General features: G+C 72.0%; 15 protein-coding genes and 1 pseudogene. 15 read left to right on the forward strand and 1 reads right to left on the reverse strand.

Going from position 1 to position 16,856, the window contains the following annotated elements:
- The first annotated feature begins 6 nt into the window (after positions 1-6).
- From MZTS_RS00520 to puuE, 5 genes and pseudogenes are all read left to right on the forward strand, one after another.
- Positions 7-1,389 (forward strand): amidohydrolase family protein, encoded by a 1,383-nt coding sequence (locus tag MZTS_RS00520; protein WP_192280308.1) that lies wholly within the window; start codon positions 7-9, stop codon positions 1,387-1,389.
- Positions 1,390-1,402: 13 nt separating this feature from the next.
- Entirely contained in the window at positions 1,403-2,263 is an 861-nt protein-coding gene (locus MZTS_RS00525; RefSeq protein ID WP_192280309.1) for an aromatic ring-hydroxylating oxygenase subunit alpha, read from the forward strand.
- A gap of 112 nt (positions 2,264-2,375) precedes the next feature.
- Positions 2,376-5,537, forward strand: coding sequence for a molybdopterin cofactor-binding domain-containing protein (locus MZTS_RS00530; RefSeq protein WP_192280312.1), 3,162 nt, complete (start codon positions 2,376-2,378; stop codon positions 5,535-5,537).
- Positions 5,534-6,049 carry a (2Fe-2S)-binding protein gene (locus tag MZTS_RS00535; RefSeq protein ID WP_009866636.1) on the forward strand — a complete coding sequence of 172 codons (516 nt, stop codon included), beginning with the start codon at positions 5,534-5,536 and terminating at the stop codon, positions 6,047-6,049. The genes MZTS_RS00530 and MZTS_RS00535 overlap by 4 nt, the downstream gene beginning before the upstream one ends.
- Positions 6,050-6,233: 184 nt before the next feature.
- Positions 6,234-7,155 (forward strand): annotated as a pseudogene (gene puuE / locus MZTS_RS00540) (allantoinase PuuE); the annotation flags it as partial.
- A gap of 254 nt (positions 7,156-7,409) precedes the next feature.
- Here the strand turns inward: puuE and MZTS_RS00545 are convergent.
- Positions 7,410-8,342 (reverse strand): LysR family transcriptional regulator, encoded by a 933-nt coding sequence (locus MZTS_RS00545; protein ID WP_192280315.1) that lies wholly within the window; start codon positions 8,340-8,342, stop codon positions 7,410-7,412.
- A gap of 117 nt (positions 8,343-8,459) precedes the next feature.
- Here MZTS_RS00545 and MZTS_RS00550 point away from each other — a divergent pair, with 117 nt between their 5' ends.
- The 10 genes from MZTS_RS00550 to MZTS_RS00595 all read left to right on the forward strand — a co-directional run.
- The gene (locus MZTS_RS00550) at positions 8,460-9,713 is read left to right on the forward strand and encodes a urate hydroxylase PuuD (RefSeq protein ID WP_192280318.1); all 1,254 of its coding nucleotides are present in this window, start codon (positions 8,460-8,462) and stop codon (positions 9,711-9,713) included.
- The gene (locus tag MZTS_RS00555; protein WP_192280328.1) at positions 9,710-11,071 is read left to right on the forward strand and encodes an 8-oxoguanine deaminase; all 1,362 of its coding nucleotides are present in this window, start codon (positions 9,710-9,712) and stop codon (positions 11,069-11,071) included. Before MZTS_RS00550 ends, MZTS_RS00555 begins: the two co-directional genes overlap by 4 nt.
- A 135-nt stretch (positions 11,072-11,206) precedes the next feature.
- Entirely contained in the window at positions 11,207-12,046 is an 840-nt protein-coding gene (locus MZTS_RS00560) for a bifunctional allantoicase/(S)-ureidoglycine aminohydrolase (RefSeq protein WP_192280334.1), read from the forward strand.
- Positions 12,043-12,546, forward strand: coding sequence for an ureidoglycolate lyase (locus MZTS_RS00565; protein ID WP_009864187.1), 504 nt, complete (start codon positions 12,043-12,045; stop codon positions 12,544-12,546). The genes MZTS_RS00560 and MZTS_RS00565 overlap by 4 nt, the downstream gene beginning before the upstream one ends.
- A gap of 164 nt (positions 12,547-12,710) precedes the next feature.
- Positions 12,711-13,352 carry an HTH-type transcriptional regulator RutR gene (gene rutR / locus MZTS_RS00570; protein ID WP_192280336.1) on the forward strand — a complete coding sequence of 214 codons (642 nt, stop codon included), beginning with the start codon at positions 12,711-12,713 and terminating at the stop codon, positions 13,350-13,352.
- A gap of 228 nt (positions 13,353-13,580) precedes the next feature.
- Positions 13,581-14,681, forward strand: coding sequence for a pyrimidine utilization protein A (gene rutA / locus MZTS_RS00575; RefSeq protein WP_192280363.1), 1,101 nt, complete (start codon positions 13,581-13,583; stop codon positions 14,679-14,681).
- Entirely contained in the window at positions 14,681-15,427 is a 747-nt protein-coding gene (rutB, locus tag MZTS_RS00580) for a pyrimidine utilization protein B (RefSeq protein WP_192280339.1), read from the forward strand. Before rutA ends, rutB begins: the two co-directional genes overlap by 1 nt.
- 15 nt (positions 15,428-15,442) lie before the next feature.
- Entirely contained in the window at positions 15,443-15,835 is a 393-nt protein-coding gene (gene rutC, locus MZTS_RS00585; protein ID WP_192280350.1) for a pyrimidine utilization protein C, read from the forward strand.
- A 4-nt stretch (positions 15,836-15,839) separates the two neighbouring features.
- Positions 15,840-16,622: a pyrimidine utilization protein D gene (rutD, locus tag MZTS_RS00590; protein WP_192280353.1), complete on the forward strand. Its 783-nt coding sequence runs from the start codon at positions 15,840-15,842 to the stop codon at positions 16,620-16,622.
- Between the two features lie 36 nt (positions 16,623-16,658).
- Positions 16,659-16,856: flavin reductase (locus tag MZTS_RS00595; protein ID WP_192280366.1), on the forward strand; the 198-nt coding region annotated here is incomplete at its 3' end.

A 16,856-nucleotide genomic window follows, 5' to 3' on the forward strand; every position in this document is an offset into this window, starting at 1 on the left:
GCCGACATGAGCGCAGACCGTATCCTCGCCGCCGATCTCGTCCTGACGATGGACCCGCAGAACCGCGTCCTCACGGACGGCGCGGTGCTGATCCAGGGCAGCCGGATCGGGGCGGTCGGCCCCCGCGCGGCCCTCGTCGCCGCGAACCCGCAGGCGGCGGTTCTGCGCCTGCCCGACCGGATCCTGATGCCGGGCTTCGTCAACGCGCACATGCATTCCGGCTTCCTGCGCGGCACCGCCGAGCACCTTCCGGTCTGGGACTGGCTGCGCCTGCACATCAACCCGATGCACCGCCTGCTGCGTCCCGAGGAGGCGGAGGCCGCCTCCTGGCTCTGCTACGCCGAGGGCCTGCTCTCCGGCAGCACGACGATGCTCGACATGTGGCGCTTCATGGAGGGCAGCGTGCGCGCCGCCGAGACCCTCGGCAACCGCCTCGTCTGCGTGCCCTATGTCGGCGAGCACCCCGATTACGATTATTTCGACCGCCTCGACGACAACGAGGCGCTGATCGAGAGCCGGCACGGCGCCGCCAACGGGCGCATCCAGGTCTGGGTTGGGCTGGAACACCTGTTCTACGCCGACGAGGCCGGGCAGCGCCGCGCCATCGAGATGGCCAAGCGCCATCGCACCGGGTTCCACACCCATTGCAGCGAGGCCGAGGTCGAGGTCGCGGAGTTCGAGCGGCGCTACGGCTGCCGGGCGATGGTCGCCCTCGACAGGCTCGGCTTCTTCGAGACGCCGCACGCGCTCATCGCCCACGCGGTCTGGCTCGACGCGGCCGAGATCGACCTGATCGCCGCCCGCGGCGTGGCGGTGGCGCACAACCCGGTGAGCAACATGAAGCTCGCGAGCGGCATCGCCCCGGTCGAGGCGATGCTGAAGGCCGGTGTCGCGGTCGGCCTCGGCACCGACGGCGAGAAGGAGAACAACAATCTCGACCTGTTCGAGGAGATGAAGACCGCCTCGCTGCTCGGCAAGCTCAAGACCCTCGACGCGGCGGCCCTCGATTCCTGGCAGGCCCTGCGCATGGGAACGATCCTCGGCGCCAGGGCGCTGGGGCTCGACCACGAGATCGGCTCCCTCGAACCGGGCAAGCGCGCCGACCTGATCGCGGTGCGCACCGACACGCCGCGGATGACGCCGCTCTTCGGCGACGGGCCCTGGTTCAACCTCCAGCACAACCTCGTCCACGCGGTCCGGGGCTCGGATGTCGACCTGACCATGGTCGACGGCGTCGTGGTGGTCGAGGACGGCCGCCTCCGCACCGCCGATCTGCGCGGCCTGATCGACCATGTCCGCAGCCTCGCGCCGGGCTTGTTCGCGCGCCGGGCGGCGTGGCTCGCCGAGAACGAGACGGGCAGCGTCCAGTGGACCGGCCCCGGCCAGTGAGGGAGGCGGCCCGATGAAGACCGACGACCGGGTCGCCCTGGACGAATGGTACGCCGTCGAGACCGCGACGGCGGTGACGGAGGCCCCGCGCACCACGCGCCTCCTCGGCCAGGACATCGTCTGCGACCGCCTGCGGGACGGCACGCCGCGGGTGCGCGAGCGCTGGCCGGACGGGTTCGGTCCGCCCCTGCCGGTGCGCGAGCGCTACGGCTGCCTCTGGACCACTCTCGGCCATCCCAGCCGCGACGTGGTCGCCATCGCCGAGGCCGAGGAGGCGGACCGCCGTTTCGTTCCCTGCGGCTGGGTGAAGATGCGCACCTCCGGCCCGCGCGTGGTCGAGAACTTTCTCGACATGGCCCATTTCCCCTTCGTCCACACCGACATCCTCGGCAGCGAGCCGCACACGGAGGTGCCGGCCTACGCCTCCGAGATCCGCCGCGACGTGGACGAGGTCTGGGCGACCAATTGCAGCTTCTTCCAGCCCCGCATCGCCGCGACCGAGACGACGGGCGATTTCGTCCGCCTGACCTACCGGGTGCCCTCGCCCTTCGTGGTGATGCTCTACCGGGTCTGCCCGAGCGCCCCGGACCGCCTCGACGCCATCGCGCTGTTCATCCAGCCGATGGAGGAGGATCTCTGCCGGGCCCAGCCGGTGATGTATCTCGTCGATACCGCCTCGACCCACACGGCGCTGCTGGCATTCGAGCAGGTGATCTTCCTGCAGGACCGCATCATCGTGGAGAACCAGCGCCCCTTGCGGCTGCCGCTGGAGCCCCGCCACGAGATCCCGACGCGGGCCGACAAGTCTTCCGTGGTCTACCGGCGTTGGCTCAAGGAGAAGGGGCTTCGCTTCGGCACGGTGGGGCATGGCTGACGCCGCCCCCCGATCGGCGAGGGCAGACCGGTGGCCGGCCCCGCCTCGTCCGCGCGGGGCATGCTGAGGGATGTCGATGGGAAGCGGCCATGAAGGCGTGGCCCGCCCGGGCATGAGCGGGCCATCCCTGCGCGTCCTGCGCCCGCACGACAGCGGCGAGGCGCTCGCGGCCCTCCTCCGGCACGGCGCGGCCGCGCGCCTCGCCGCCGGCGCCACCGCGCTCCAGCTCGACTGGGCGGCCGGCGCGTCGCGCCCCGATCTGCTCGTGGACCTCTCGGCCCTGCCCGAACTGCGCGGCATCGACGCGGCGGGTGGCTCCCTCCGCATCGGTGCGGCGACGCCGCTGGCGGAGATCGAGGCGAGCCCGGCGGTCGCCCGCGCCGCGCCGCTCCTGTGCAGGGCGGTGCAGACCGTCGCCGCCCCGGCGGTGCGCATGCTGGCGAGCCTCGGCGGCAATGTCGCGGGGCGCGCGGGCTGCTGCCTGCCCGCCCTGCTCGCCCTCGACGCGTCCCTGGACCTCCTGTCCGAGGCGGGCCGGCGGCGGGTGGCGCTCGCGGACTGGCTCAGTCGGGCCCCCGACCCCGCGAGCCTGATCCTCGCAATCACGGTTCCGGCCCAGCCGGAGGGGGCGCCCGCGACGCTGCGCAAGGTGGGCCTGCGGGCGGCCTTCAGCCCGAGCGTCGTCGGCGTGGCCGGCCTGCTTCACCTCGACCGGGGCGTGATCGCCGCCGCGCGCCTCGCGGCCGGGGGCGGCCCGGTGCGCCCGCAGCGTCTCCTCCGGTCGGAGGCGATCCTCGCGGGTCTGCCCCCGGAGGCCGTCGACTGGGTGGGCCTCCACGCCGCGCTCTTGGCCGAGATCGAGGCCCCGGACGACGGCCTGCGCAGCGCGGGCTACCGCCGCCGCGTGGCGGCGAACGCCCTCGTCGCCGGCCTCGGCGGGGCCGGTCTCCTGCCGGGCGGGCGCTCCCCCGCCCGGCACCGCCCCGTCGGCGGATGCGCTCCGGCGGGGGAGCGCACCGTCTCGCGCGCGGCCGATCCGGCCGGGTGGCATCGGCGCCCGGACATCGCCGACAAGGTTTTCGGGCGGCTCGCCTACCTGACGGACGCGCGGATGCCCGGCCTGCTCGTCGGCCGCATCCTGCGCGCCGGCCGGCCGCATGCCCGCATCCTCGCGATCGACACCGCCGAGGCGGAGGCCCTGCCCGGGGTGGCCGCCGTGGTGACCCACCGCGACGTGCCGGGGCTCAACGCCTTCGGGATCATGGTGCAGGACCAGCCCGCCCTCTGCGGTGAGCGGGTGCGCTATGTCGGCGACGCGGTGGCGGCCGTGGCCGCCGTGGACGAGGCCACGGCCGAAGCCGCCCTCGCGCTGATCCGCGTCGCCTACGCGCCGCTGCCTGTCCTCGACACGCCGGAGGCGGCGCTGGCGCCCGGCGCAGCCCAGCTTCACCCCGACGGCAACCTGCGCCGCGAGGTCCGCGTCACCCGTGGGGATGCCGCCGCCGCGTTCGCGACCTGCGCCCACGTGGTCGAGGACACCTACGTGACGCCGCGGCAGATGCACGGCTTCCTCGAGACCGAGGGCGGCTGGGCCAGGGTCGAGGCCGATGGCAGCCTCACGATCCATGCCGGCGGCCAGCACGGAGCCCGCGACCGGCACCAGATCGCCCGCCTCCTCGGCTGGCCGGAAGCGCGGATCCGGGTCGTCACCAGCCCCACCGGCGGCGCCTTCGGCGGCAAGGACGAGCTGACGGTGCAGCCGGTCCTGGCGCTGCTCGCGGTGAAGACCGGGCGGCCGGTGCGCCTCCACCTCGGCCGGGCGGAATCCGTGGCAGCGGGCGTCAAGCGCAACCCGATGCGGATCCGCATGCGCACCGGCTGCGACGCGGAGGGCCGCCTGCTCGCCGTCTCGGTCGAGCTGACTGCGGATGGCGGCGCCTACGCCTCCCTGAGCCCCGCGGTGATCGAGACGGCGCTGGAGCATTGCTGCGGTCCCTACATCGTCCCGCATGTCGAGGGCGTCGCCCGGCTGGTGGCGACCAACAACGGCACCTGCGGCGCGTTCCGCGGCTTCGGCGCCAACGAGATGACCTTCGCGATCGAGTGTCAGATGGGGCGCCTCGCGCAGGCCGTGGGCTGCGATCCCGTCGCCCTGCGCCGCCGCAACCTGCGGGCGCCCGGCAGCCCCGGCTTCTTCGGCCAGGCGGTGGGGCCGAGCGAGCGCCTCGCCGCGATGCTCGATGCCGCCGCGGCGAGCCCGCTCTGGTCCGCCGGACCGGAACCGGCGGAGGCCGCGATCGGCGTCGGCCTCGCGCTCAACTACCAGGGCAACGGCCTCGGCTCGCTGCCGGAGGACCGCGCCGCCATGGAATTGCGGCTCGCGGCCGATGGCGCGATCGAGGCGCTCTACGGCCTCGACGAGATCGGCCAGGGTGTCCAGGCGGCGATCCGCAGCGCCGTCGCCACGCGGCTGGGGATCGACCGCTCCGAGATCCGCCCCGTGACCGGCGATACCGGGCGCTGCCCGGATTCCGGCTCCACCACGGCCTCGCGCGGCACCTTCGTGGTCTGGGAGGGGGTGCGGCGCGCCGGTCCCGCCTTCGCCCGCGCCCTGCTCGATGCGGCGGGCCGCCGCCTCGGCCGGAGACCGGGCGATCTGGCGCTCGGCCCCGGCGGCATCCGCGAGGCCCGCTCGAACAGCGGGCGCCCGCTCCTGACCTTCGCCGCCCTCGCTTCAGGCCTCGCGCCGGAAGCCCTGCCGCGGGCCGGTGCTGCCTTCGCGTTCCCCAAGACCGACTACACGGCGGGCAATGCCCGCTACCTCTTCGCCTCCGGCGCGACCCTGGCCCGGGTCGCCGTGGACCGCGTCACCGGCGAGGTCCGCGTGCTCGACCTGCACCAGCACACCGCCGCCGGCCCGGTGCTCGATGCCGCCGCCTATCTCGGCCAGATCGAGGGCGGGGGCGTGCAGGGCGTCGGCTTCACCCTGACCGAGGATGCGCGGATGCAAGGGGGACGCTACCTCGCCTCGAACCTCGACGGCTACCTGATGCCCACCATCGCCGACGCGCCGGAGCGGAGCCGCGTCCTCGCCCTGGAGGAGCTCGACCCGGGCGATCCCTACGGTCCGCGCGGGGTGGGTGAGCTCGGCATCGGCGCGGTGACCCCGGCCATCGCCGCGGCGGTGGCGGACGCGACCGGCCACTGGCCCTCCGTCGCGCCGTTCTCACCCGAAACCCTGCTGCGGGCGCTCGCTGCGGGAGGGGCGGCATGAGCCCGCCGCGCTTCCGCCTGAACGGCTGCGACCGTGCCCTGTCCGGCAGCCCCGACCGCAGCCTTCTCGACATCCTGCGCGAGGATCACGGGCTCATGGCGGCCAAGCCCGGCTGCCGGATCGGGCGCTGCGGCGCCTGCACGGTCCTGATGGAAGGCCGGCCCGTCACCGCCTGCCTCGTCATGGGGTACCGCTTGGAGGGAGCCGAGATCCTGACCGCGGATTGCGCCGAGGCGGGGCCGGAGGTCGCGGTCGTCCGCGCGGCTCTCATCGACGAGAACGCCTTCCAGTGCGGCTACTGCGCCTCGGGCTTCGTCCTCGCCCTCGCCTCCCTGCTCGGCCGCGCCCCGGAGGCCGACGAGGCCGAGATCCGGGCCGCGCTGTCCGGCAATCTCTGCCGCTGCACGGGCTATGCCTCGATCCTGCGCGCTGCGCTGACCGCGCAGGATCGGCTCCGCGCCGCGCGCGGCTCCGCCGGGGCGGCCCGGCCGCACGCGACGCGACCGGGATGACGCGGATGGGGCCGGTGTTGCCGACCGTGTGGGACGGAATGCCGGCCGAGGCGTCGGCGGGCTGACCATCCCGCATTTTCGGGAGCAGCTTCGAAAAAGCCAGACAGATCGGCGGAGCGCGCGGCGCTATCGTGGGGCCACCGCAACAGCCCGCGCAGCACCCGCGACGAAACCGGGGTCAGAGATGCAGACGTCCCGCGACATGATCGGATACGGCCGCACGCCGCCGCAGGCGGACTGGCCCGGCGGCGCCCGGATCGCCGTGCAGATCGTGCTCAACTACGAGGAGGGGGGCGAGAACTGCATCCTGCACGGGGATGCCGCCTCCGAGGCCTTCCTCTCCGAGATCGTCGGCGCCGTGCCCTGGCCGGGGATGCGCCACATGAACATGGAGTCGCTCTACGAGTACGGCTCCCGGGCCGGCTTCTGGCGCCTGTGGCGGCTCTTCACCGAGCGTCGCGTGCCGGTGACCGTGTTCGGCGTCGCCACCGCGCTGGCGCGCAACCCCGAGGCCGTCGCCGCCATGCGGGAGGCCGAGTGGGAGATCGCCAGCCACGGCCTGAAATGGATCGATTACCGCGACATGCCGCGCACCGAGGAGGCGGCGCAGATGGATGCTGCGATCCGGCTGCACGAGGAGGTCACGGGCGAACGCCCGCTCGGCTGGTATACCGGCCGCTCCTCCGTCAACACGCTCGAACTCGGCCTGGAGCGGGGCTTCGCCTATCTCGCCGATTCCTACGCCGACGACCTGCCCTACTGGCTCCACGGCAAGGCCGGAACGGGCCTCGTGGTGCCCTACACGCTGGACGCCAACGACATGCGCTTCGCCACGGCGCAGGGCTTCAACACCGGCGACCACTTCTTCACCTACCTGCGCGACAGCTTCGACGCGCTCTACGCGGAGGGTGCCACCGCGCCGAAGATGATGTCGGTCGGCCTTCACTGCCGCCTGGTCGGCCGGCCCGGCCGCGTCGCCGCGCTCACGCGCTTCCTCGACCACGTCGCCGCCCATGACGGCGTCTGGCTGGCGCGCCGGATCGACATCGCCCGGCACTGGGCGGCACGGCACCCGGCTTGAAACCCTGCGCCCGAGCGGCCTCGCCAAGTGCCTCGCCAAGTGCCTCGCCAAGTGCCTCGCCAAGTGCCTCGCCAAGTGCCTCGCCAAGTGCCTCGCCAAGTGCCTCGCCAAGTGCCTCGCCAAGTGCCTCGCCAAGTGCCTCGCTCCTGGCGGACGGCTGAGACGGCCTCCGCTTGATCGGAGCGGGGGCCGTGTCGGCAAGCCCGCGCGGCGTTGGGGCGAAGCCCGAATCCGCCCTCCCGAAGGGATCAACCGGATTGGGGATGACCCCGCGCCGGGTTACCGCGCCAAGCGACGGCCGATCAGGTCGAGCTGGGCGCCGACATGGGCGCGCAGGGCCTCGGTCGTCATCTCGACGAAGGTCTTGGCCCGGTTCGGCAGCATCTTCCGCGACGGGTAGACCACGCCGAGGGTGACCGGGGTCGGCGGCATGTGCGGCAGGACCGGGACGAGGCGGCCATCGGCGAGATGGGGCGCCACCTCGAAGACCGGCTTGAGGGCGATGCCCTGGCCCTGCACCGCCCACTCGGTCAGCACGTCGCTGTCATCCGCGTCGATGCGCCCGGCCACGGGCAGCGTCACCACCTCGTCGCCGTCGAGCAGCGTCCAGCGGAACTGCTCCGAGCCGGGGAACCGCAGCAGCAGGCAGGAATGGTCGAGCAGCTCGGCCGGGCTCTCGGGGGCGGGGTGCTCCGCGAGGTAGCGCGGTGCCGCGCAGAGGATCCGCTCGACATCGGCGACCTTGCGCAGGGTGAAGCTCGAATCGCGCATCTGCGACAGCCGGATGGCCACATCGACCGCCTCCTGCACGAGGTCGAGCAGATGGTCGGAGAGCCGCAGATGCACGTCGGTTTCCGCGTGCCGTTCGCGGAAGGCGGGGACCAGGGGGGCGACGACCCGCCGGCCCAAGCTCAAGGGCGCGGTCACCTTCAGCGTCCCGCGCGGCGCGGCCCCCTGCATCTCGACGCTCTTCTCCGCGCGCTCGACGGCGGCGGCGATGTCGAGGCAGCGATCGTAGAAGACCCGGCCGGCCTCGGTCAGGTTCATCCGCCGGGTGGTGCGCGTCAGCAGCAGGCAGCCGAGATGCTCCTCGAGCGTCTGGATGCGGTAGCTGATCACCGAGGGCGACAGGCGCAGCGAGCGCCCCGCCGCCGAGAAGCTGCCGGCCTCGGCCGCGCGCATGAAGATGCGGAGACTCTCCAGCGACAGCATTCCGCTCTCCCTCCGCTGTCGACCTTACGAAAAATTCGAAAACTGACAAGGAAATCGATGGGCATACAGGGCGACCCGCTTCGGTAGGATGGCCGCCGGAACGCGGAGGGGCAGGCGGTGGAGAGCTTCGTCTGGGAGTGGGGCAGCCTGCTGCTGCGCTGGCTTCACATCGTCGCGGCGATGGCCTGGATCGGCTCGTCGTTCTTCTTCATGCATCTCGACGCGTCGCTGAAGCGGACGCCCGACATCCCGGCCGGCGAGGGGGCCGCGGCCTGGCAGGTGCATGGCGGCGGCTTCTACGAGATGCGCAAGTATTTCGTCGCGCCGGCCCACCTCTCCGAGGATCTCACTTGGCACAAGTGGCAGGCCTATACGACCTGGCTCTCGGGCTTCGTGCTGCTGGCCTGGATCTACTACGCGCAGTCGCGGCTCTACCTCGTCGATCCGGCGGTGATGGACCTGTCCGCCCCGGCCGCGACCGTGCTCGGCATCGGCGCGCTGGCCCTCGGCTGGCTCATCTATGACGGCATCTGCCGGTCGAAGCTCGGCGAGAGCGAGGCGGGGCTCGCCGCCATCGGCCTTCTCGTCATCACGCTCGCGGCTTTCGGCTTCTCGCAGGTGTTCAGCGGCCGCGGCGCCCTGATCCATACCGGCGCCCTGATGGCGACCTGGATGGCCGGCAACGTCTTCCTCGTCGTCATCCCGAACCAGCGCAAGGTCGTCGCCGCGCTGATGCGGGGCGAGCGGCCGGATCCGGGCCTCGGCAAGCAGGCCAAGCAGCGCTCGGCCCAGAACAACTATCTGACGCTGCCGGTCGTGCTCCTGATGATCTCGAACCACTACCCGATGCTGTTCGGGTCGAAGGCGACGATCCCGCTGATCGTCGCGCTGATCACCGCCTCCGGGGCGCTGATCCGCTTCTTCTACAACGTCCGCCACGCCGACCATGCCCGCTCGCCCTGGTGGGCCTGGGCCGCGGCCTCGGCGGGACTCGCCGCCGCCTTCGTGCTCGCCCTGGCCGGAAGCGCGGGGGGGCGCGCGGTGCTGGGCCTGCCGCCGCAGGCGGAGGCCGCGCCGACGATCGCCCTGGCCTCGGCCGAGCGCGCCCTCCCCGCCGCGCCGCCGCCGGATCACGTCGTCGAACTCGTCGCCGGGCGCTGCGCCATGTGCCACGCGGCCGAACCGGTCTGGGACGGGATCGGCGTGGCGCCGAAGGGCGTCCTGCTCGATACGGCAGAGGCCATCGGCCGTCAGGCCGAGGCGATCCGCCGGCAGGTCGTGCTGACCCACAACATGCCGCCCAACAACGTCACCGAGATGACCGAGGCGGAGCGCGGCGTGCTCGCAGCCTGGCTGGAGACGGCGCGATGAGCTCCCTGCTCCTCAGGAACGCCGAGGTTCTGGTGACGATGGATGCCGGGCGCCGCGAGATCCGCGGCGGCGGCCTCTACAGCGAGGACAACCGGATCGTCGCGGTCGGCCCCGCCGACACCCTGCCCGAAACGGCGGACGAGGTCATCGACATGGCCGGGCACGTGGTGCTGCCCGGCCTCGTCAACACCCACCACCACATGTTCCAGACGCTGACCCGCGCCGTACCGGCGGCGCAGGACGCCGAATTGTTCGGCTGGTTGAAGGCGCTCTATCCGATCTGGGCCCGGCTGACGCCCGAGATGATCCGCGTCTCGACCCAGACGGCGATGGCCGAGCTGATCCTGTCGGGCTGCACCACCTCGAGCGACCACCTCTACCTCTACCCGAACGGCTGCCGCCTGGACGATGCGATCGAGGCGGCCGACGCCATCGGCATGCGCTTCCACGCCGCGCGCGGCGCCATGAGCGTCGGCGAGAGCAAGGGCGGGCTGCCGCCGGATGCCGTGGTCGAGGACGAGGCCGCGATCCTGGCCGAGACCCGCCGGCTGATCGAGCGCTGGCACGACCCCGCCCGCCTCGCGATGCGGCGGATCGTGGTCGCGCCGTGCTCGCCCTTCACCGTCAGCCGTGAGCTGATGCGGGATTCCGCCGCACTCGCCCGCGCCTACGGCGTCGGCCTGCACACCCATCTGGCCGAGAACGAGAACGACGTCGCCTACAGCCGGGAGCGGTTCGGGATGACCCCGGCGGAATACGCGGCCGAACTCGGCTGGGTCGGGCGCGACGTCTGGCACGCCCACTGCGTGAAGCTCGACGAGGCCGGAATCCGCCTGTTCGGCCGGACACGCACCGGGGTCGCGCATTGCCCGTGCTCGAACATGCGCCTCGCCTCGGGCATCGCCCCGGTGGGCCGGATGCGCTGTGAGGGCGTCGGCGTCGGCCTCGGCGTCGACGGCTCCGCCTCGAACGACGGCGCCCACATGCTGGGCGAGGCCCGCCAGGCCCTGCTGCTGGCGCGGGTCGGCTTCGGCCCGGCCGCGATGACCGGCCGCGAGGCGCTGGAGATCGCGACCCTCGGCGGTGCCGGGGTGCTCAACCGCGACGACATCGGCGCGCTGGCCCCCGGCATGGCCGCCGACGTGGTCGCTTTCGATCTGCGCGGCCTGGAAACCGCCGGCGCCCTGCACGATCCGGTCGCCGCGCTGGTCTTCTGCGCGCCGCAGCGGGTCGCCTGGAGCGTCATCAATGGCCGTGTCGTCGTGCGCGAGGGGCATCTGACGACCCTCGACACCCGCCTCCTCGCGGCGCGGCACAACGCCCTCGCCGCCGACCTCGTGCGCGACGAGGCGCGCTAGAGGATTGTCCATGATCCTTGGATCGCGAAAAATCCTCTCGCTGTTCGATGGTGCCGCATTTTCCCGCGACGAACCGGCATCCGCTGCGGCGGCGAGCGCTCCAGAACCCCCTTCCCCGACACCGGAGCCCCACGGATGACCGCCTCCCCCTACAATCCGCCCTGCGGCGGCCTGCCGCCTCAGACCGCGCTGATGACGGGCCGGGCCGTGTTCACCGAGGCCTATGCCGTCATCCCCAGGGGCGTGATGAGCGACATCGTCACCAGCGTCCTGCCGTTCTGGGAGGGGGCGCGGGCCTGGATGCTGGCGCGGCCGCTCTCGGGCTTCGCCGAGACCTTCGCGCAATACCTGATGGAGCTGGCGCCGGGGGGCGGCAGCGAGCGGCCGGAGCCCGACGCCCGAGCCGAGGGCGTGCTGTTCGTGGCCGGCGGCACCCTCCGCCTCGTTCTCGAGGGCCGCGCCCACGCCCTGCGCCCCGGCAGCTACGCCTATCTCCCGCCCGGGGCGGCCTGGAGCCTGCGCAACGACGGGGCCGCGCCCGCCCGCTTCCACTGGATCCGCAAGGCCTACGAGCGGGTGCCGGGGATCGAGCTGCCGCCGGCCTTGGTCACCCACGAAACCGAGGTCGCGCCGCAGGCGATGCCGGGCACGGACGGCGCCTGGGCCACCACCCGCTTCGTCTCGCCCGAGGACGTGCGGTACGACATGCACGTCAACATCGTCACGTTCCGGCCCGGCGCCTCGATCCCGTTCGAGGAGACGCATGTGATGGAGCACGGCCTGTTCGTGCTGGAGGGCAAGGCGGTCTACCGACTGAACCGCGACTGGGTCGAGGTCGAGGCCGGCGACTTCCTATGGCTGCGCGCCTATTGCCCGCAGGCCTGCTACGCGGGCGGTCCCGGTCCGTTCCGCTACCTGCTCTACAAGGACGTGAACCGCCACGCCGCACTCGCGCCGTTCGGGGGCGTGCGATGATCGGGCGCCGGATCACCGTCGAGCCGCTGACGCAGGCGGCCTTCGCGCCCTTCGGCACGGTCATCGACAAGGCGGCGGTGGCGCCGCGCCCGATGAACGGCGGCATGGCGCGCCGCTTCCACGACCTCGCGCGGGTGGATGTGGCCGGCGCGGACGGACGGGTGGTGATCGGCCATGTCGAGGCCGATCCCTACGCGCTGCCGCTCCGCTTGAGCCTCGTCGAGCGCCATCCGCTCGGCGCCCAGGCCTTCGTGCCCCTGACTGCCGCGCCGTTCCTCGTCGTCGTCTGCCCGGACGAGGGCGGGACGCCCGGCCGGCCGCGGGCCTTCCTGACCGCGCCGGGCCAGGGCGTCTGCTACGCAATCGGCACGTGGCACGGCGTCCTCACGCCCCTCGACCGGCCCCAGGATTTTCTCGTGATCGATCGCGGCGGCCCCGGGGCGAACCTGGAGGAGCATAGCTTCGACGAGGCCTGGATCGTCGTCCCGGCGGCGGAGTGACGGCGGGCATCCCGTCCCAGGATGAGGAAGCGGGGCGGACGAGGGAGCCCTCCGGCGTGCCCGCCGGATCGGCCAGAGCATTGTCCGCGATCCAAGGATCATGGACAATGGTCTAGGTGATCGGGGCGCCGCGCGGGGCCGGCGACGGATCGGGAGGCGCGGGCGTGGTCGGAAGCGGGATCGGGGCCCCTCTGCGACGGCGCCGACGCGACGGCGCCCTGCGGCGGGAGGCCGTGCTCGATGCCGGCCTGGAGGTCTTCTCGACGGTCGGCCTGCACGGCGCGAGCCTCGACCAGATCGCCGAACGCGCCGGCCTCTCGAAGACGAACCTGCTCTACTACTTCCCGACCAAGGAAGACCTCTACATCGCCGTGCTGCGGCGCGTGCTCGATGTCTGGCTCGATCCGCTCCAGGCGCTCGATGCGGATTCCGAGCCGGCGGAGGCGCTGAGGCGCTACATCCGCTCGAAGATCACCCTGTCCCGCGATGCGCCGCAGGCCTCGCGGCTGTTCTGCCTGGAGATCGTGCAGGGCGCGCCGCTCCTGCGCGCCGAACTCGAAGGCCCCCTGCGCGCCCTGGTCGAGGCCAAGGCCACGGTGCTGCGCGGCTGGATCGCGGAAGGGCGCATCGCCCCGCACGACCCCCGGCACCTCGTCTTCGCGATCTGGGCGATCACCCAGCACTACGCCGATTTCGCGGTGCAGGTCGACGCCATCACGGGCCGGGACCTCAACGACGAAGCCTTCTTCGAGCAGACGGTGGAGAGCACGCAGAGGCTGATCCTGAGCAGCCTCGGATTGACGTGATTCGCCCGATCCCTGGCGCGCAAGAGGCGAAGAAGCGCCCGCCGACGCACGGGCCTTGGGCAGAACCGGCCCGCTGCGCGGGCATGACGCGGAGAGTTTGTGCAAACGGTCAAATATCGGCTTCGAGAGTTTGACCAAATGGTCTGAATTGCTACCGTTCAGACCTGTCGCCGGCCCGGTTGTGGGGTCGGGTGCATGAGCGAGCGGGGGTTTTCGATGACCCAGGCCATGAATATCGGCGTCTTCATCCCGATCGGAAACAACGGCTGGCTCCTGTCGGAGAATGCTCCGCAATACAAGCCGAGCTTCGATCTCAACAAACAGATTACGCTCAAGGCGGAGCATTACGGGTTCGACTTCGCGCTCTCGATGATCAAGCTGCGCGGTTTCGGTGGCAAGACCGAGTTCTGGGACCACAATCTCGAATCCTTCACGCTGATGGCCGGGCTCGCGGCGGTCACCAGCCGGATCAAGCTCTACGCCACGGCCCCGACCCTGTGCCTGCCGCCGGCGATCGTGGCGCGCATGGCCTCGACCATCGACTCGATCTCGAACGGCCGCTTCGGCATCAACCTCGTCACCGGCTGGCAGCGGCCGGAATATTCACAGATGGGCCTGTGGCCCGGCGACGAGTATTTCGGCCGGCGCTACGAGTATCTGTCCGAGTATGCGCAGATCCTGCGCGAGCTGTGGGAGACCGGTCGCAGCGACCTCAAGGGCGAGTTCTTCCAGATGGAGGATTGCCGCCTGAGTCCGCGCCCGCAGGCCGAGATGAAGATCATCTGTGCCGGGCAGAGCGCCGCCGGCATGGCCTTCACCGCCACCTATGCCGATTACAATTTCTGCTTCGGCAAGGGGGTCAACACCCCGACCGCCTTCGCCCCGACCGTCGAGCGGCTGGAGGAGGCCAAGGCGAAAACCGGCCGCGACGTCTCCTCCTACGTCCTGTTCATGATCATCAGCGACGAGACCGACGAGGCGGCCCGCGCCAAGTGGGAGCATTACAAGGCGGGGGCCGACGAGGAGGCGATCGCCTGGCTCGGCCTGCAGGGCGCGGCCGACACCAAATCCGGCGCCGACACCAATATCCGCCAGATGGCCGACCCGACCTCGGCGGTGAACATCAACATGGGCACGCTGGTCGGCTCCTACGCCACCGTCGCGGCCCTGCTCGACGAGGTGGTGAGCGTGCCGGGCACCGGCGGCGTCCTGCTCACCTTCGACGATTTCCTCAAAGGTCTCGACGATTTCGGCACGCGGATCCAGCCGCTGATGCGCTCGCGCCGGCATATCGCGGGCGCGAGCGGGCCGCTGGCGGAGGTGGCGTGATGACGACCGACCAGCCGGCGGGCTATCGCGATCCGTCCGGCCGCCACGGCGGCCTGACCCTGCCCGCGCGCCCCGAGCCGATCGCCTTCGAGGCGAGCGCGACCGCCCTCATCGTCGTCGACATGCAGAACGCCTACGCGACGAAGGGCGGCTACCTCGATCTCGCCGGCTTCGACGTCTCGGCGACTGGGCCGGTGATCGAGCGGATCGCGCGGGCCGTGGCCGCCGCGCGGGCGGCGGGTCTCCTCGTGATCTGGTTCCAGAACGGCTGGGACCCGGATTATGTCGAGGCCGGAGGGCCGGGCTCACCGAACTGGCACAAGTCCAACGCGCTCAAGACCATGCGCAGGCGACCCGAGATGAGCCGGCGGCTCCTGTCGAAGGGTTCGTGGGATTACGCCCTCGTCGATGCGCTGAAGCCCGAGCCCGGCGACATCGTGCTGCCGAAACCGCGCTACAGCGGCTTCTACAACACGCCGCTCGACAGCATGCTGCGGGCGCGCGGCATCCGCACGCTGGTCTTCACCGGCATCGCCACCAATGTCTGCGTGGAATCGACCCTGCGGGACGGCTTCTTCCTCGAATATTTCGGGATCGTGCTCGCCGACGCCACGCATCAGGCCGGGCCGCCGAGCCTGCAGGACGGCGCCCTCCTCAACATCGAGACCTTCTTCGGCTGGGTGTCGGACGTCGCGGCCTTCGAGGCGGCGCTCGCCCCGGACGAGGCCCGCCGCATCCCCGCGTGATCGGAGACCGCCCTCATGCCCAAGACCGTCGTGATCCCGCCCGGCACCGGCAAGCCGCTGGCGCCCTACGTGCCCGGCACCCTCGCCGACGGCGTGCTCTACGTCTCCGGCACGCTCGCTTTCGACAAGGACAACAACGTCCTCCACGAGGGCGATGCCGGGGCGCAGACCCGGCACGTGCTGGAGACGATCAAGGGCGTCGTCGAGGCCGCCGGCGGCAGCATGGACGACGTCACGTTCAACCACGTCTTCCTGAAGGACTGGGCCGATTACGGCGCCATCAACGCCGTCTATGCCGAGTACTTCCCCGGTGAGAAGCCGGCGCGGTACTGCATCCAGTGCGGGCTGGTGAAGCCGGCAGCCCTCGTCGAGATCGCCTCGGTCGCGCATATCGGCAAGGCCGCCTGAGCCGATGGCCGCGCCCGTTCATCACGCATTGCACGGGCCGGCGGGCGGACGCACCGTGCTGCTCTCGCCCGGGCTCGGCGGCTCGGCCCATTACTTCGCGCCGCAGCTGCCGGCCCTCGCCGCGCGGGGGCGGGTCGTCACCTACGATCACCGCGGCACCGGGCGCTCGCCCGGTCCGCTGGAGCCGGGCCACGACGTCGCGGCCATGGCCCGCGACGTCCTCGACCTGCTCGACCGCCTGGACGTCGCCGAGGCCGACCTCGTCGGGCACGCCCTGGGTGGCCTGATCGCCCTGCAACTCGCCCTCACTCACCCGGAGCGTGTCGGCCGCATCGTGGTGATCAACGGCTGGGCGGCGATGGATCCGGCGACGCGCCGCTGCTTCGCGGCCCGCAAGGCCTTGCTGACCCAGGCGGGGCCGGAGGCCTATGTGCGCGCGCAGGCCCTCTTCCTCTACCCGGCGCCGTGGCTCTCCGAGAACGCCGCGCGCGTCGCGGCCGACGAGGCGCAGGCGCTGGCGCATTTCCCGGGTACGGCAACCGTGCTGGCGCGCATCGCCGCGCTGGAGGCGTTCGACGCCACCGGCTCGCTCGGGCGCATCCCGCACGAGACCCTGGTGATGGCGGCGCGCGACGACGTGCTCGTGCCCTTCACCGCCTCGCAGAGCCTCGCGGCCGGGCTGCCGAAGGCCCGCCTCGCCCTCGCCGACGAGGGCGGCCACGCCCACAGCGTCACCCGCGCCGAGGCCTTCAACCGCACGCTGCTCGATTTCCTCGGAACGCCCTGACGTTTCCCTCTCCCGCGAAAGGCCGCCGCCATGACCATGCCCGACAGCGCCGCAGCCGCTCCTCCCGTCGATGCGATGGCCTATCGTGAGGCGATGTCCCGGCTCGCGAGCTCGGTTCACCTGATCACCACCGACGGTCCCGGCGGGCGGGCCGGCTTCACCGCCTCGGCCGTGTGCAGCGTCAGCGACACGCCACCGACCCTGCTCGTCTGCATCAACCGCGCCTCCTCCGCC

Source organism: Methylorubrum zatmanii, assembly GCF_014845115.1.
GTDB classification, from domain to species: Bacteria; Pseudomonadota; Alphaproteobacteria; order Rhizobiales; family Beijerinckiaceae; genus Methylobacterium; species Methylobacterium zatmanii.

Excerpts from the sequence above, each read along its gene's own strand:
- MZTS_RS00520 (WP_192280308.1), top strand. The coding sequence starts at position 7 with ATGAGCGCAGACCGTATCCTCGCCGCCGATCTCGTCCTGACGATGGAC.
- MZTS_RS00525 (WP_192280309.1), top strand. The coding sequence starts at position 1,403 with ATGAAGACCGACGACCGGGTCGCCCTGGACGAATGGTACGCCGTCGAG.
- MZTS_RS00530 (WP_192280312.1), top strand. The coding sequence starts at position 2,376 with ATGAGCGGGCCATCCCTGCGCGTCCTGCGCCCGCACGACAGCGGCGAG.
- MZTS_RS00535 (WP_009866636.1), top strand. The coding sequence starts at position 5,534 with ATGAGCCCGCCGCGCTTCCGCCTGAACGGCTGCGACCGTGCCCTGTCC.
- MZTS_RS00545 (WP_192280315.1), bottom strand. The coding sequence starts at position 8,342 with ATGCTGTCGCTGGAGAGTCTCCGCATCTTCATGCGCGCGGCCGAGGCC.
- MZTS_RS00555 (WP_192280328.1), top strand. The coding sequence starts at position 9,710 with ATGAGCTCCCTGCTCCTCAGGAACGCCGAGGTTCTGGTGACGATGGAT.
- MZTS_RS00560 (WP_192280334.1), top strand. The coding sequence starts at position 11,207 with ATGACCGCCTCCCCCTACAATCCGCCCTGCGGCGGCCTGCCGCCTCAG.
- MZTS_RS00565 (WP_009864187.1), top strand. The coding sequence starts at position 12,043 with ATGATCGGGCGCCGGATCACCGTCGAGCCGCTGACGCAGGCGGCCTTC.
- rutA (WP_192280363.1), top strand. The coding sequence starts at position 13,581 with ATGAATATCGGCGTCTTCATCCCGATCGGAAACAACGGCTGGCTCCTG.
- rutB (WP_192280339.1), top strand. The coding sequence starts at position 14,681 with ATGACGACCGACCAGCCGGCGGGCTATCGCGATCCGTCCGGCCGCCAC.
- rutC (WP_192280350.1), top strand. The coding sequence starts at position 15,443 with ATGCCCAAGACCGTCGTGATCCCGCCCGGCACCGGCAAGCCGCTGGCG.
- rutD (WP_192280353.1), top strand. The coding sequence starts at position 15,840 with ATGGCCGCGCCCGTTCATCACGCATTGCACGGGCCGGCGGGCGGACGC.